Below are 13,607 nucleotides of genomic sequence, written 5' to 3'. Positions count from 1 at the left end.
TCGTTGGCTGCGTTGTATGTCCGTCTCGAGGGGTGGCCGGTGACAGAACGGCAGAGCACCAGCGAGCGACCGACCACGGACCGGCGTCGTGGTCCGGTGGCCCGCCTTCGTGATGCACGAATCCGGACCAAGCTCGGGCTGATCCTGATCGTGCCGATCACCGCGCTGATCGGGGTCGCCGCCGTCCAGCTGGTCGGTACCGGCCAGGACGTGCTGCAGGCCCGGCAGGCGATCCGGCAAGCCCGGCTCGCCGACGACGCCACCGCGTTGACCACCCAGCTGCAGACCGAACGGACGCTGGCCGCGGCCCTGCTCACCACGCCGAAGCAGAAGCAGGGCGCCGCCGCTCGCGCGTACCGGGAGCAGATCGCCAAGGCCGACAGGCAGCTGCGGGAGTACCGCGCGGCGCGCGCCGGGGTGGACAGCTCGGAGCGCAACCTCACCGATCTGCTGGGCCGCATCGACACCCAGCTCGACGAGCTCGATCCGCTGCGCCGGTCGATCGAGAAGCGCGACATCATCCCGCTGTCCACCGCGGTGTTCAGCTACCGCAGCCTGATCGCCGACCTGCTGGCGTACCGGCAGACGCTGGCCAACGTGGCCGGTTCGGACGAGGCGGCCAACCTGGCCCGTGGCGCCAGCGCGATGGCTTCGCACACCGAGATGACCTCGCAGGAGCAGGAGGTCGGGATCGTCATGCTGGCCGGTGGCTCCGACGTGACCTCCGCCCAGCACGAGTCGTTCCAGGCCAACCTGGAGGGGCAGGCCGAGGCGCTGCGCGCGTTCCGCGACGCCGTGGACGGCGACCACGTCACCGCGATGGAGCGAACGATCGCCGGCCGCGGGGTCGGGGCGAACACCGACACGCCCCTGCCCGGCGACCGGCACGCCCTGACCACGGCGCAGACCCAGAACGACATCATCGCCGCCCAGCGGTACGAGGGTGACCTGAGCCGGGCGAGCGCCGGCGGCACCGGCACGATCTCCGGCGACGTCGGTACCGCGCAGTGGACCAGGACGATGGGTACCCGGGTGGCGCTCAGCGGCCTGGTCGAAACCCGGCTCCGCGAAGAGTTCCGCGCCCTCGTCCAGCAGCAGGAGAACGACCTGCTCCGCCAGCTCGTCGCCGAGTCGGCGGCGGTGTCGCTGATGGTGTTGGTGGCGATCGCGATCGCGTTGCTGACCGCGCGTTCCATGGCCAGGTCGCTGCACCGGTTGGAGGCCGGTGCGCTGTCCGTGGCGTACCAGGAGCTGCCCGATACGGTGGCCCGGCTCCGCGACCCGGGCACGCTCGGCACGCTCACCGCCGACGACCTCGCCGCCGGCGTCCAGGACGTGGTGGCCAGACCCAGCCAGGACGAGATCGGCCAGGTGTCCGAGGCGTTCAACGTCGTGCACCGGGAGACGGTCCGGATCGCGGCGGAGCAGGCCACGCTGCGCAGCAGCGTGTCGACGATGTTCGTCAACCTCGCCCGCCGTTCGCAGCTGCTGGTCGACCGGCTGATCCGGCGCATCGACCAGATGGAGCAGGGCGAGCAGAACCCGGACCGGCTCGGTCAGCTGTTCCACCTCGACCACCTGGCCACCCAGATGCGGCGCAACGACGAGAACCTGCTGGTCCTGGTCGGGGTCGACGTGAGCCGGGCCCGTCGCGAGTCGGCGGCGCTGGGCGACGTGCTGCGCGCCGCGCAGTCCCAGGTGGAGCAGTACACGCGGATCGAGCTCGGCGTCGTCGACATGGGCGTGGACGTCGCCGGTCGCGCGGTCAACGACCTGGTCCACCTCATCGCCGAGCTGCTGGACAACGCGACCTCGTTCTCGCCGCCGGACACCATCGTCACGGCCGAGGCGTGCTGGATCGGCAACCGGGTCTACGTCACGATCACCGACGCCGGTGCCGGGATCCGCGCCGATCGGCTGACCGAGCTGAACCGGCGGTTGGCCGACCCGCCGTCGGTGGACGCGTCGCTGTCCCGGAACATGGGTCTCGCCGTGGTGGGCCGGTTGGCCAGGCACATCGGCGCGACCGTCGAGCTGCGCTCGGCGCTGCCCGGCACCCTGGCCGAGGTGGTCATCCCGCAGGACATCCTGGAGTCGCCCGGGTACCGGTCGGTGCCCGACCCGACGTCGGCACGGCGCCGGGTCGAGACGCCGCAGACCGTACGGGCCGCGGCGCCGGCACGGCCGTCCATCGGGCTGCCGCCCCACCCGGCCACGGCAGCGGCGGCCGAGCCGCCGTCGCGTCCGGCCGGGTCCGCCTGGTTCCAGATCGCCTCGACGTCCCGGCCCGAGCAGGCGTCCGGCGTACCGGACGGGTCCCGCGACGAGGCACCGCCGCCGCGCGCCTCGGCGACCGGTCGCTGGGAGTCGCCGGCGGACGACGGGTGGCGGCTCGCCGCGGCTTCCTCGCGCCTGGCCGGCCACGGCACCACCGGCGGTCTGCCCCGGCGGGATCCGCAGGCGCAACTGGTACCCGGCAGCGTCACCCGCGCGCCGGCTCCGGTGCGGCGGCAACGGTCGGCCGAGGAGGTCCGGGGCACGCTGTCGTCCTACCACCGCGGCCTGCAGCGGGCGCGGATCGGCGAGCTCTACCAGCCCGGCGAACCGGAGTGACACAGGACCGGCCGGGTTTCGTCAGATACGAAACCCGGCCGGTCCGTACCCGCCGTGCCCGGCAGGCGGTTACTCAACCGTCGTAGTCGACCTCGACGTGCTCGGTGGCCGGGCTGGACTGGCAGGTCAGCACGTAGCCGGCGGCCAGCTCGTCGGGTTCCAGGGCGAAGTTGCGGGCCATCCGGACCTCGCCACCGGTGACCCTCGCCCGGCAGGTGGAGCAGACCCCACCGCGACACGAGTACGGCAATTCACCCCGTACCTCGAGGGCCTTGTCCAGGATCCGCTCGTCGTAGGCCATCCCGAACGTGCTGGACCGGCCGTCCAGGGTGATGGTCACCTGGGCCTCCCCCGCCGGTACCGGCGCGGCGGACGGCGTGGCGGGCGGTTCGGCGCTGACGTGGAACAGCTCGGTGTGCACCGAGCGCTCGTCGACCCCGGCCTCCGCCAGCACCCGCTGCGCGCCGACCACCATGCCGTAGGGGCCGCACAGGAACCACTCGTCCACTGTGGACGGATCGACCAGCGTGGCTAGCAGCCGGCCGATCCGGTCCGGGTCCAGCCGTCCGGAGAGCAACTCCGAGCCGCCCGGCTCCTGGGACAGCACGTGTACCAGCTGCAGCCGGTCGGGGTAACGGTCCTTGAGGTCGGCCAGCTCGTCGACGAACATCACCGAGCGCACGAACCGGTTGCCGTACAGCACGGTGAACCGGCTCTCCGGCTCCACCGACAGCGCCGTCGACACCAGCGACAGCACGGGTGTCACGCCGCTGCCGGCGACGATCGCCGCGTAGTGCCGGGACCGCTCCGGAGCGAGGTCGGTGGTGAAGTGGCCCAGCGGCGGGAGCACCTCGAGCCGGTCGCCGACGGCGAGTTCCTCGGACACGTACCGGGAGAAGACCCCGTCCGCGATCAGCTTCACCCCCACCTGCAGCTCGCCGTCGGTGGCGAGCCGCTCGGGCGTGGAGCAGATCGAGTACGACCGGCGTGCGTCGTCGCCGTCCACCAGGTGGCGCACGGTCAGGTGCTGGCCGGGCCGGAACGCGAACGTGTCGCGAAGTTCCGCCGGTACCGTGAACCCGAGCAGGTAGGCGTCCTCGGTCAGCCGCTCGAGCCGGGCCACGGCCAGCTTGTGGAACTCCGGGCGACGGCGCGTCGGCCGCCGCAGCGTGACCGCCATCAGTGCTCCTTGATCCGGTCGAACGGTTCGCCGCAGGCCCGGCACCGCCACAGCGCCTTGCAGGCGGTCGACGAGTAGCGGGACAGCTCCTCGGTGTCGGGGGACGCGCAGTGCGGGCACCGCACCGACAGCCGTACCGCGACGGGAGCCTGCCCGCGGGGGCCTGGTGGCGCGATCCCGGCCGCGTCGAGCTTCGCCCGGCCGGCCGGGCTGATGGCGTCGGTCGTCCACGGCGGCGCCAGCTGCGTCTCGACCTCCACGTCGGACACCCCGATCTCGGCGAGCCGGGACCGGATGTCGGACCGGATCACGTCCATGGCCGGGCAGCCCGAGTACGTCGGGGTGATCGCGACCCGGACCCGGTCGGCCTCGACCGACACGGTACGCAGGATGCCCAGGTCGTCGATCGTCACCACCGGCAGCTCCGGGTCGGCGACCGCGGCGACCGCGGCCCGGGCCGCCGCCTCGGTCACCATGTCGCACCCGGGTGCGCCCGGTGCAGGTACTGCATCTCCGCGAGCAGGTAGCCCATCACCTCGGTGTGCACCCCGTGCCGGCCGCCGCTCGGTGCCCAGTCGTCGTCCGGTACCGCCAGCGTCGCCTCGACCAGGGTTTTGTCCACTGTGGACAGCCAGGGCTCGCGCAGGGTGGCCGGATCGACCGCGACCCCTTCGGCCAGCAGCTCCGGATCGATCCAGCCGGCCTCGAACAGCTCGTGCGTGTAGGGCCAGATCCGGGCGAGCGCGTCAGTCATCCGCCGGTGCGCCTCGGGGGTACCGTCGCCGAGCCGCAGCGTCCACAGCCGGGCGTGGTCGACGTGGTACTCGGTCTCGGTGACCGCCTTCGCCGCGATCGCGGCGAGCCGCTCGTCGGTGCTGCGCCGCAGCGCCGCGTACAGCTCGTGCTGGTAGGTCGCGAAGCACAGCAACTTCACGATCGTCACCGCGAAGTCACCGTTGTCCAGCTCGACCAGCTGGCAGTTGCGGAAGTCCTGCTCGTCGCGGAGGTAGGCGAGATCGTCCTCGTCCCGGCCGGCACCCTCCAGCTCTCCGGCATGGCTCAACAGCAGCCGCGCCTGGCCCAGGGTGTCCAGGGCGATGTTCGCCAGCGCGACGTCCTCCTCCAGCTCCGGTGCGCGGGACGTCCACTCGGCGAGCCGCTGCGCGGCGATCAGGCCGTCGTCGGCCAGCGCCAGCACGTAGTCGGATCTCACAGGTGCTCGACCCCCTCCGGTACCGGATAGAACGTCGGGTGCCGGTAGACCTTGTCGCCGGCCGGGGCGAAGAACGCGTCCTTCTCGTCCGGGCTGGACGCGGTGATCGCCGCCGCCGGCACCACCCAGATCGACACGCCCTCCTGCCGCCTGGTGTACAGGTCGCGCGCGTTGCGCACCGCGAGCTCCGCGTCGGAGGCGTGCAGGCTGCCCACGTGCGAGTGGGCCAGCCCGCGCCGGGGGCGGACGAACACCTCCCACAGCGGCCAGTCCTGACTATCCACTGTGGACTGTCCGTTCTCGACGGTCATGCCGCGGCCTTCCTCGTGCGCTGCTTCGCCGCGTACGCCGCGGCCGAGTCCCGTACCCAGGCGCCGTCGTCATGCGCCCGCCGGCGGTGCTCGATCCGCTGCCGGTTGCACGGCCCGTCGCCCGAGATGACCCGCATCAGCTCGGCGAAGTCGGGCTGGGTGTACCGCCAGTGCCCGGACTCCTGGTCGTACGCGAGCGCCTCGTCCGGCAGGCTCAGCCCGAGGACCCCGGCCTGCTGCGCGGTCATGTCGACGAACTTCTGCCGTAGCTCGTCGTTGCTGAACCGCTTGATCCTCCAGGCCATCGACTGCGCCGAGTGGGTCGAGTCGGCGTCCGGTGGCCCGAACATCGCGAGCGACGGGTACCACCAGCGGTCGACCGCGTCCTGCGCCATGGCGCGCTGCTCGTCGGTGCCGCGGGCCAGCGTGTACAGCAGGTCGAACCCCTGCCGCTGGTGGAACGACTCCTCCTTGCAGATCCGGATCATCGCCCGCGCGTACGGCCCGTACGAGCAGCGGCACAGCGGCACCTGGTTGACGATCGCCGCACCGTCCACCAGCCAGCCGATCGCGCCCACGTCCGCCCAGCTCAGCGTCGGGTAGTTGAAGATCGAGCTGTACTTCTGCCGCCCGGACAGCAGCTTGTCGAACAGCTGCACGCGAGACACCCCGAGCGTCTCGGCCGCCGCGTAGAGGTAGAGGCCGTGACCCGCCTCGTCCTGCACCTTGGCCAGCAGGATCGCCTTGCGCGCCAGCGACGGCGCCCGGGTCAGCCAGTTGCCCTCCGGCTGCATCCCGATGATCTCCGAGTGCGCGTGCTGGGCGATCTGCCGCACCAGCCCCTTCCGGTACGCCTCGGGCATCCAGTCGCGCGGCTCGATCTTCGCCTCCGCCCCGACGACCGCGTCGAAGTACGCCGCCAGCTCGTCGCCGGCCGCGGCCGCGCCGTGGTCTCGCTCGGCGGTCGCGCGCAGCTCCGCTTCGGCCGCCGCCACCTCGGACAACAGCCCGGACGCACCGGGCACCTCCTGCCGCTCCATGCCCCCAGTGTTACAGCATCCCGTCACCGCGGCAAGAATCTGTAACACGTCGTGCCGGCCCGGCGCGCCGGGCACGGCGGTGGCCGCGACGCCAGGCGCCGCGGCCACCGTGAATCCGCAGGTCAAACCGGTCGTGAGCCGAATCAGGCCGACCCGGCCGGAAACCCGGTCAAGTCGACCCGGCCAAGAGCCCGGTCAAGTCGACCCGGCCGAAACCCCGTCAGGTCGACCCGGCCGGGAGCTCGCTCAGATGTTCGCCCGGCGCCGCCGACCCAGCACGACCAGGCCGACACCGGCCAGCAGCACCAGCAGGCCGGCCCCGCCGTACAGGCCGAGCCGGGTACCGGTCACCGGCAGCGAGCCGCCGGCGTCACCGCCGCCGTGCCCACCGGTACCGACCGAGCCGCTGGCGCTGTGCGACGGCGCCGCGCTGCCGCTCAGTACCGTCAACGTGATCGCCGCGCGGTCGTTCTTCGAGTTCCGGTCCGGAATGTTGCCCGCCATGATCGACAGCGTCCCGTCCGAGCCGACCATGGATTTCTCGATCTTCACCGTGATCGTCAGGTACGTCGTCTCCCCTGCCCGCAGCGCGGGGCCGAACCCGCAGAAGTACGAGCGTCCGCCAAGCTCGTGATGCTGCCAGTCGGGCTTGCCGTCGACTGCCACCGTGCACTCGGCGGTCGGCAGCGTCGGCAGCGCTGAGAGTCGGCCGAAAGGCGGAGTCGCGAAACGTGCGGAGACCACCGAACCGGGACGTTCAGCTCGCGCTGCGGGCGGCGTCGAACATCTGGAAGGCGGCGAGCGCCTGCGCCCGCGACTCCGCGCCGCGGGCGCACATCCGCTGTTCGTACCCGGCGAGCGCGGCCGTCCGTGTCGTACCGCCGTCCCGCGCCGCGACCAGCGCGTTCGTCAGGTCGGCGGCGTCCAGGAACGCCAGCGCGGCGCCGGCACCGCCGGGCGGTACCGGATGGCCGGCGTCGCCGAGCAGCGTGACCCGGCCGGTCTCCCACGGTTCGACCGGATCGCCGAGCCGCAGCGGACCGACCCCGCTGTTGGCCCGGTCGGCCTCGGCGAGCAGCGCCACCAGGTCCGGGTGCCAGCCGGCGGCGATGGACCGGAGTACCGCGAGTCCGCCGTCCTGGTCGTCGGCGAGGTGCGCGCCCAGCTCGGCCCGATCCGGCGGCAGCAGCATGACCCACCGCAGGTAGCTCGGCGTGTCCGGCAGGGCGACCTCCGGCGCGAGTTCGGCGGCGGCCGCGCGCGGCGACCGGCGGAACGGCATCTTGCCGAGCATCAGCTGCACGTCCGGCGCGGAGACCATGGTGCTCCAGCCGGGTACCAGGTCGGCGAACCGTTCGGTCAGCGGCGTGCGGCCGATCCCGCCGTACCGGCCGAGGTCACGCACCTCGACGTCGGGCAGCAGCTGCCGGCGCACGGTGGAGCCCATGCCGTCGGCACCGACGACGAGGTCGGCGGTCTCGGTGCTGCCGTCCGCGTACGTCAGGACGACGCCGTCGGCATGCTCCCGGTAGCCGGTCAGGTGGCGGTCGAAGGTGACGATGTCCTCGATCCCGGCAAGCAGCAGGTGCCGCAGCACGGCGCGGTCGAACAGCAGCCCCTCGTACCGCGGGGGCAGCTCGGCCAGCAGGTTGAGCTGCGGGTCGACCGCGCGGCCGGCGCCCGTCATCTCCCCGGCGACCGCGTCCAGTAGCGGCAGCAGCCGCTCGGTCAGGCAGCCCCGCAGCGCGGCGAGGCCGTCCGGCTCCAGCCCGATCCGGTACCCCTGGAAGCGGGCCTCGGCGCTGGCGTCGCGCTCGACGACCCCGACGTCGAATCCCTCCCGCCGCAGCCGCCGGGCCAGCGCGAGCCCACCGAGTCCGGCTCCGATCACGACGATCCGCATGACACCCTCCACATCGCTGAGTGAACTAAGTTCACGTGAACATTGTTCACTCTAACCACGCGGGTACCCGGCTGGCAAACTGTCCGGGTGTCTCGACGCGACGAAGTCCTGCACGCAGCGCTCGACCTGCTCGACGAGGTGGGACTCGACGCGCTCACCACGCGCCGGCTGGCCGAGCGGCTCGGCGTCCAGCCGGGCGCCCTCTACCGGCACTTCCCGAGCAAGCGGGCGCTGCTCACCGCGATGGTCGAAGCGGTGACCATGGACGACGGGACCCCGGCCGCCTCGGGCCGGTGGGACGAGATGCTCCGCAGCGGGGCGATGGAGTACCGGAACCGGCTGCTACGGCACCGCGACGGCGCCCGGCTGGTCGCCACCGGAGTACGGCCGGACCAGGCGGCCGCGCAGCAGGGCTGGCACCGGATGATCGCCATGGTGCGCGGTTCCGGGCTGGACCAGGCCGGCGCGATGGCAGCCGTCGACACGGTCTTCGCCTACGCCAACGGCTTCACCATCGAGGAACAGGCGCGCAGCGACTTCCCGCCGACCCCGGCCCAGCGCGCCGAACGAGACGCCGCCTTCCACACCGGCCTCGCCCTGATCCTCACCGGCATCACCACGACCGCATCCGCCCGGGCCGCCCAGCGTGCCGAGCCGACGCCGTGACGGCCGCTCCGGGATCTTTCGCCCAGCGAGCAGCGGTCGGAGTAGCTGCGGGTCAGGCGTCGGCGAAGAAGGTGGGGCCGTCGGCGGGCAGCGCGGGCACGGCCCCGGCAGCGGCGGCCCGGCGGGCGAACTCCCGCAGCCCGGCCACCTTCCGGTCGCTCAGGTCGAACTCCAGCGCCTGGTAGTAGCGGGCCAGGATCGCCTTGTCGAACGGTTCCCAGCGGACCGCGGAGTCGACGACCGCGTCCAGTTCCGTCCGGGCCAGCGCGGTGGACCGCAGGAACGCCTGGTGCACGTCCTTGACCAGGCCCGGGTTGGCGGCGGCGTAGTCGCGCCGGGCCGCCCACACCGCGAACACCATCGGCAGCCCGGTCCAGTCCTTCCAGGCCGAGCCGAGATCGGTGACGGTCAGCCCGTCGTGGTCTCCCTCGTACATCGCGCGCAGCGCCACGTCGCCGATCACCACGGCGGCGTCCGCGTCGGCCAGCAGTACGTCGAGGTCCGGCGCGCCGCGCACGTACTCCGGCCGCACCCCGTACCGCTCCGCCAGCAGCAGCTGCGCCAGCAGGACGCCGGTGCGGCTGGTGGAGCCGAGCGCGACCCGGCGCCCGTCCAGCTCGGCGAGCGGCCGCTTGTGCACGATGTTGACCGACAGCACCGGCCCGTCGCTGGTCACCGCGATGTCGCGGAGCACCAGCAGGTCGTCGGCGTGCCGCAGGAACTCGACCAGGCTGATCGGTGCGATGTCCAGCTCCCCGGCCACCAGCTGGTCGTTCAGCACGTCCGGCGGCGCCTTCGTCAGGTCGACGTCGGCCAGCGTGCCGGAGCGCATCAGCCCCCAGTAGATGGGCAGGCAGTTGAGGAACTCGATGTGCCCCACCCGGGGCCGCCGCAGCACGCTCACCGCTCGAACACTAGCCGCGTGACCGCCGTCTCCCACCCGCCACCCCGTGCCCGCGCCGGCCACGAGGCGTCGATCAACCGAGCGGGACGGACATCCCTCGCCCGACCCGAACCTGTCCCTCGCCCGACCCGTCGGATCCTCGACCGACCCACCGGGCCCGTGATCAGCTCGCCGGGCCCTTGATCAGTTCGTTCAGCTCTTGATCATCTCGCCGGGCTCTTGATCAGGTCGCCGGGTCCATGATCAGCTCGCTGAGCCCTTGATCAGCTCGCCGGAACCTTGATCAGCTCGCCGCGGGTTCGGCCAGCGGGGCCGTCGGTACGGCGTCGTCGCCGGTGATGGTCGCCGGGGCGCGGCGCAGGCCACGCAGCACCGGTACCGCCAGGACGCCGATCACCGCGAGGGAGAGCAGGCCGCTACCGGTGAACAGGATGCGCGGGCTGACCAGCGAGAGCAGCCCGCCGCCGGCGGCGTAGCCGATCAGCGTGCCGCTGTTGATGAAGCCGTTGAAGGTGGCGCCGACCCGGCCGCGCTCGTCCGGCCGGACCCGCCGACCCAGCAGTACGCCGATGGCCAGGTTGAGGCCGCCGTTGGCGAGGCCGCCGACCACGTAGACGGGGATCAGCCAGGGCACCGTCGGGGCGCTCGCGAGGCCGAGCATGACGAGCCCGAAGATGCCGAGCAGCACGAGCAGCAGCCGTACCACCCCGCGGTCGTCCGGGGCGCGCTTGCCGAGCAGCCAGCCGCCGGCGATCGCGGCCGCCGACCACAGCGCGCTGAGCAGCCCGTACGCGCTGGAGCTGCCGTGCAGGGTCTCCCGGACCAGGTAGACCTCGCCGACGTTGTCGCAGGACACGGCGGTGATACCGACCGCGATCAGGACGAGAGCGATGGTCAGCAGGCGGTCCGCCCGCACCAGCGACAGGCCGCCGCGCACCCGGCCGGTACTTGCGTCGCGGCGCAGCGGTGCACCGCCGTGCGCGGTGCGCAGCAGCAGCCCTGCGGCCATCACCGCGAGGAAGCTGGTGGCGTCGATGAGCAGCGGGATCGTCTGGCCGAACCGGCCGACCAGGATGCCGGCGATGGCCGGCCCGGCGAGGATGCCGATCCCGCGGACGGTCTGCACGGCGGCCTGAGCCTGCGGGATGCGGTCCCGGTGGATGGCGCGCGGGACGATCGCGCCGAGCGCCGGACCGGTGATCGCGAGACCGCCCGCGACCACCGCCATCAGCCCGATGATCAGCGCGGGCTGCCGTACGTACGCGAGGGCGACGCACAGCACCGCCTGGACCGCGCCGACCGTGACCAGCAGCGTCCTGCTCCGGAAGCGGTCGACGAGGCGTCCGGCGAGCGGGGCCAGCAGGACGGCCGGGGCGACGCCGGCGACCAGCAGCGCGGCGACCGCGTACCCGGCGGCGCCGTTGTCCTGGAGGGTCAGCACCAGGGAGGTGTCGGCCATGAAGTCGCCGGCGAAGGTGACCGCGGTGCACCCGGCGACGATGGCGAGCTCGCGTCGTTCCGAAGACGTGAAGGACATATTTCGAAAATAATCCTTCATACTCGATCCACGCAAGCCCTGGGGTGGCGTTGGCTGGAAATCGGTACTGGACCGGGCCGGCCGGCGGCTACCGTCCCGGCATGTCCGAGTGCGTCAGTCCTCCGAAACCGCGCCCCGGCGACGCCGTCGCGGTGCTCTCCCCCGCGTCCGGGCTGCCCGGGCTGTTCCCCGCCCCGTACGAGCTGGGCTTGCAGCGGCTCCGGGACGACTTCGGGCTGCGGGTCGTCGAGTACCCGGCGAGCCGGAAGATGGGGTCGAGCCCGCAGGAACGGGCCGCCGACCTGCACGCCGCGTTCGCCGACCCGGAGATCGCCGCGGTGTTCGCCAGCATCGGCGGCGACGACCAGCTCACCGTGCTGTCGCACCTGGACCGGGACCTGCTCGCGGCCAACCCGAAGCCGTTCTTCGGCTACAGCGACAACACCAACCTGCTGCTCCTGCTGCGCAACCTCGGCATCGTCGGCTACCACGGCGGCTCGGTGATGGTCGAGCTCGGCCGGCCCGGCGCGCTGCACCCGCTCACCGCCGCCAGCCTGCGGGCCGCACTGTTCGACACCGGCCCGTACGAGCTGGCCGAGACGACCACGTTCACCGAGGTCAACTCGCGGTGGGAGGACCCGCGCACGTTCGAGTCGGAGCCGGCCACCGAACCGGCCACCGGCTGGTACTGGCACCGCGGCGACCGGGTGGTCGACGGCCCGGTGTGGGGCGGCAACCTGGAGATCCTGTCCTGGCTGCTGATGGCCAACCGGGAGATCGAGCCGGCCGACAGCTATGCCGGCAGCGTGCTGATGCTGGAGACCTCGGAGGAGATGCCCCGGGCCGAGGAGGTCTACCGGATCCTGCGCTGCATGGGCGAGCGCGGGCTGCTGCGGCAGTTCCCGGCCGTACTGATGGGGCGGCCGAAGGCGTGGTCGTTCGAACAGCCGCTCGACCCCGACGGCCGCGTCCGGTACCGAGCCGAGCAGCGCGAAGCGGTGCTGCGCGCGTTCGGCGAGTACGCGCCGGACGCCATGATCGTGTTCGACGTCGATCTCGGGCACACCGACCCGCAGCAGGTTATCCCGATCGGCGGCCGGGCCCGCGTCGACGGCCCCGCCCACCGCATCACCGTCACCTACTGACCCGCGCCCGACCGTCGCCGAGCGCCGTCCGCCGCCGGCAGGGCACGAACACCGTCCGCCGCCGGCACCCCGTCCGCGCCGGCAGGGCACGGCGCGGACGGGTTGCTGCCGACTGACAGGGGCTGTCAGGGCAGCTCGGTAGCGTCGCCGCGGGAGCACGATCGACGGAGGCGGCGATGGACGAGCTGGCGCACTACCGGCAGGCAGGGCCGATCACCACGCTGGCGGCCGCGCCCGCCGCGCTGCTCGACGGGCTGCCGGCCGACCCGGTCGCGCTCTGCGCGGTGGCGCACGGGCTGGTGATCCAGCCGGCCGACGCGAGCAGGGCCGGGGTCGCGGACGACCGGTTGGCGGAGAAGGACATCCGGCCGGCCGCCGACCTGCTCCGGGTGCTCGCCGGGCTCGACCCGCGGCCGCTCACCGCACCGCGGCCGGCCACCGCGCGGGTGGTCGGCACCTGCCGGCACTTCGCCGTACTGGCCACCGCCCTGCTCCGGCACGCCGGGGTCCCGGCCCGCGCCCGGTGCGGCTTCGCTACCTACTTCCAGCCCGGCCGCGGCCTGGACCACTGGCTGCTCGAGTACTGGAACGGTGACCGCTTCGTCCGGCTCGACCCCGAGGTGCTCGGTACCGACGTCGCCGAGGCACCCGAGGATCTCGCCCCCGGCCTGTTCCTGACCGGCGGCGAGGCGTGGCAGCGGTACCGCGCGGGCGAGATCGACGCGCAGCACTTCGGCGTGCCCGGGTACGCGGACAACTGGGGGCCGGCGGAGATCCGCGGCAACGCGGTCCGCGACCTGGCCGCGCTCGCGGGGTACGAGATGCTGCCGTGGGACGAGTGGGGCCGGATGGCCGCCTCGTACGCGGGCGAGACCGGCGCCGACTACGACGAGGTGCTCGACCGGGTCGCCGCGGCGACCGCCGACGGCAGCCCCGCCGCCGTCATCGCCTGCTACCGCACCGCCGACCTCGCCGTACCCACCGAACACCGGCCCGCGTGAGACCGGCCCGGGGCGCAGCGGATCGTTCGACGGCATCGGCGCGCTCTCCGCTACCGGGCCGCGCCCGGGACCGAGACGGCTCCTAGGATCGCCG

General features: G+C 72.9%; 13 protein-coding genes. 4 read left to right on the top strand and 9 right to left on the bottom strand.

All coding sequences use genetic code 11. The annotated features are described in order from the left end of the window. Positions 1–96 precede the first annotated feature (96 nt). Complete coding sequence (locus Asera_RS09705; protein WP_051802316.1) at positions 97–2,613, top strand: sensor histidine kinase; 2,517 nt, start codon at positions 97–99, stop codon at positions 2,611–2,613. A gap of 73 nt (positions 2,614–2,686) precedes the next feature. On the opposite strand, the gene paaE is transcribed toward Asera_RS09705, so the two are convergent. From paaE to Asera_RS09670, 7 genes are all read right to left on the bottom strand, one after another. Then, a complete protein-coding gene (gene paaE / locus Asera_RS09700) occupies positions 2,687–3,793 on the bottom strand; it encodes a 1,2-phenylacetyl-CoA epoxidase subunit PaaE (RefSeq protein ID WP_030446619.1) in 1,107 nt (368 codons plus the stop codon). Continuing rightward, complete coding sequence (paaD, locus tag Asera_RS09695) at positions 3,793–4,269, bottom strand: 1,2-phenylacetyl-CoA epoxidase subunit PaaD (RefSeq protein WP_030446618.1); 477 nt, start codon at positions 4,267–4,269, stop codon at positions 3,793–3,795. Before paaD ends, paaE begins: the two co-directional genes overlap by 1 nt. Then, positions 4,263–5,006 (bottom strand): 1,2-phenylacetyl-CoA epoxidase subunit PaaC, encoded by a 744-nt coding sequence (paaC, locus tag Asera_RS09690; RefSeq protein ID WP_030446617.1) that lies wholly within the window; start codon positions 5,004–5,006, stop codon positions 4,263–4,265. The genes paaD and paaC overlap by 7 nt, the downstream gene beginning before the upstream one ends. After that, positions 5,003–5,317, bottom strand: a complete 315-nt coding sequence (gene paaB / locus Asera_RS09685; protein ID WP_051802315.1) for a 1,2-phenylacetyl-CoA epoxidase subunit PaaB — start codon at positions 5,315–5,317, stop codon at positions 5,003–5,005. The genes paaC and paaB overlap by 4 nt, the downstream gene beginning before the upstream one ends. Further along, complete coding sequence (gene paaA, locus Asera_RS09680) at positions 5,314–6,357, bottom strand: 1,2-phenylacetyl-CoA epoxidase subunit PaaA (RefSeq protein WP_030446615.1); 1,044 nt, start codon at positions 6,355–6,357, stop codon at positions 5,314–5,316. The genes paaB and paaA overlap by 4 nt, the downstream gene beginning before the upstream one ends. A gap of 246 nt (positions 6,358–6,603) precedes the next feature. Further along, positions 6,604–7,023, bottom strand: a complete 420-nt coding sequence (locus Asera_RS09675) for an LPXTG cell wall anchor domain-containing protein (RefSeq protein WP_030446614.1) — start codon at positions 7,021–7,023, stop codon at positions 6,604–6,606. A 91-nt stretch (positions 7,024–7,114) separates the two neighbouring features. Further along, on the bottom strand, positions 7,115–8,260 hold the full coding sequence (locus Asera_RS09670; protein WP_030446613.1) for an FAD-dependent monooxygenase: 1,146 nt from the start codon (positions 8,258–8,260) through the stop codon (positions 7,115–7,117). A gap of 87 nt (positions 8,261–8,347) precedes the next feature. On the opposite strand from Asera_RS09670, the gene Asera_RS09665 reads away from it, so the two are divergent. Beyond that, entirely contained in the window at positions 8,348–8,926 is a 579-nt protein-coding gene (locus Asera_RS09665) for a TetR family transcriptional regulator (protein ID WP_030446612.1), read from the top strand. Positions 8,927–8,978: 52 nt separating this feature from the next. Here Asera_RS09665 and Asera_RS09660 read toward each other — a convergent pair whose 3' ends face one another. Together Asera_RS09660 and Asera_RS09655 are read right to left on the bottom strand one after the other, a co-directional pair. Beyond that, entirely contained in the window at positions 8,979–9,830 is an 852-nt protein-coding gene (locus Asera_RS09660) for a menaquinone biosynthetic enzyme MqnA/MqnD family protein (protein WP_030446611.1), read from the bottom strand. A 283-nt stretch (positions 9,831–10,113) separates the two neighbouring features. Beyond that, positions 10,114–11,367 (bottom strand): MFS transporter, encoded by a 1,254-nt coding sequence (locus tag Asera_RS09655; RefSeq protein WP_051802313.1) that lies wholly within the window; start codon positions 11,365–11,367, stop codon positions 10,114–10,116. A 101-nt stretch (positions 11,368–11,468) separates the two neighbouring features. On the opposite strand from Asera_RS09655, the gene Asera_RS09650 reads away from it, so the two are divergent. Together Asera_RS09650 and Asera_RS09645 are read left to right on the top strand one after the other, a co-directional pair. Continuing rightward, complete coding sequence (locus tag Asera_RS09650; RefSeq protein WP_030446609.1) at positions 11,469–12,512, top strand: S66 family peptidase; 1,044 nt, start codon at positions 11,469–11,471, stop codon at positions 12,510–12,512. Between the two features lie 176 nt (positions 12,513–12,688). Beyond that, positions 12,689–13,513, top strand: a complete 825-nt coding sequence (locus Asera_RS09645; protein WP_030446608.1) for a transglutaminase-like domain-containing protein — start codon at positions 12,689–12,691, stop codon at positions 13,511–13,513. Positions 13,514–13,607 lie beyond the last annotated feature (94 nt).

The sequence above is a fragment of the Actinocatenispora sera genome (assembly GCF_018324685.1).
Lineage (GTDB): Bacteria > Actinomycetota > Actinomycetes > Mycobacteriales > Micromonosporaceae > Actinocatenispora > Actinocatenispora sera.
The sequence above is the reverse complement of the archived record's forward strand: the minus strand, read 5'-3'. Positions and strand labels throughout refer to the sequence as shown.

Coding starts and splice junctions, on each gene's coding strand:
- paaE (WP_030446619.1), bottom strand. CDS start 3,793: ATGGCGGTCACGCTGCGGCGGCCGACGCGCCGTCGCCCGGAGTTCCAC.
- paaD (WP_030446618.1), bottom strand. CDS start 4,269: ATGGTGACCGAGGCGGCGGCCCGGGCCGCGGTCGCCGCGGTCGCCGAC.
- paaB (WP_051802315.1), bottom strand. CDS start 5,317: ATGACCGTCGAGAACGGACAGTCCACAGTGGATAGTCAGGACTGGCCG.
- paaA (WP_030446615.1), bottom strand. CDS start 6,357: ATGGAGCGGCAGGAGGTGCCCGGTGCGTCCGGGCTGTTGTCCGAGGTG.
- Asera_RS09670 (WP_030446613.1), bottom strand. CDS start 8,260: ATGCGGATCGTCGTGATCGGAGCCGGACTCGGTGGGCTCGCGCTGGCC.
- Asera_RS09655 (WP_051802313.1), bottom strand. CDS start 11,367: ATGTCCTTCACGTCTTCGGAACGACGCGAGCTCGCCATCGTCGCCGGG.
- Asera_RS09650 (WP_030446609.1), top strand. CDS start 11,469: ATGTCCGAGTGCGTCAGTCCTCCGAAACCGCGCCCCGGCGACGCCGTC.
- Asera_RS09645 (WP_030446608.1), top strand. CDS start 12,689: ATGGACGAGCTGGCGCACTACCGGCAGGCAGGGCCGATCACCACGCTG.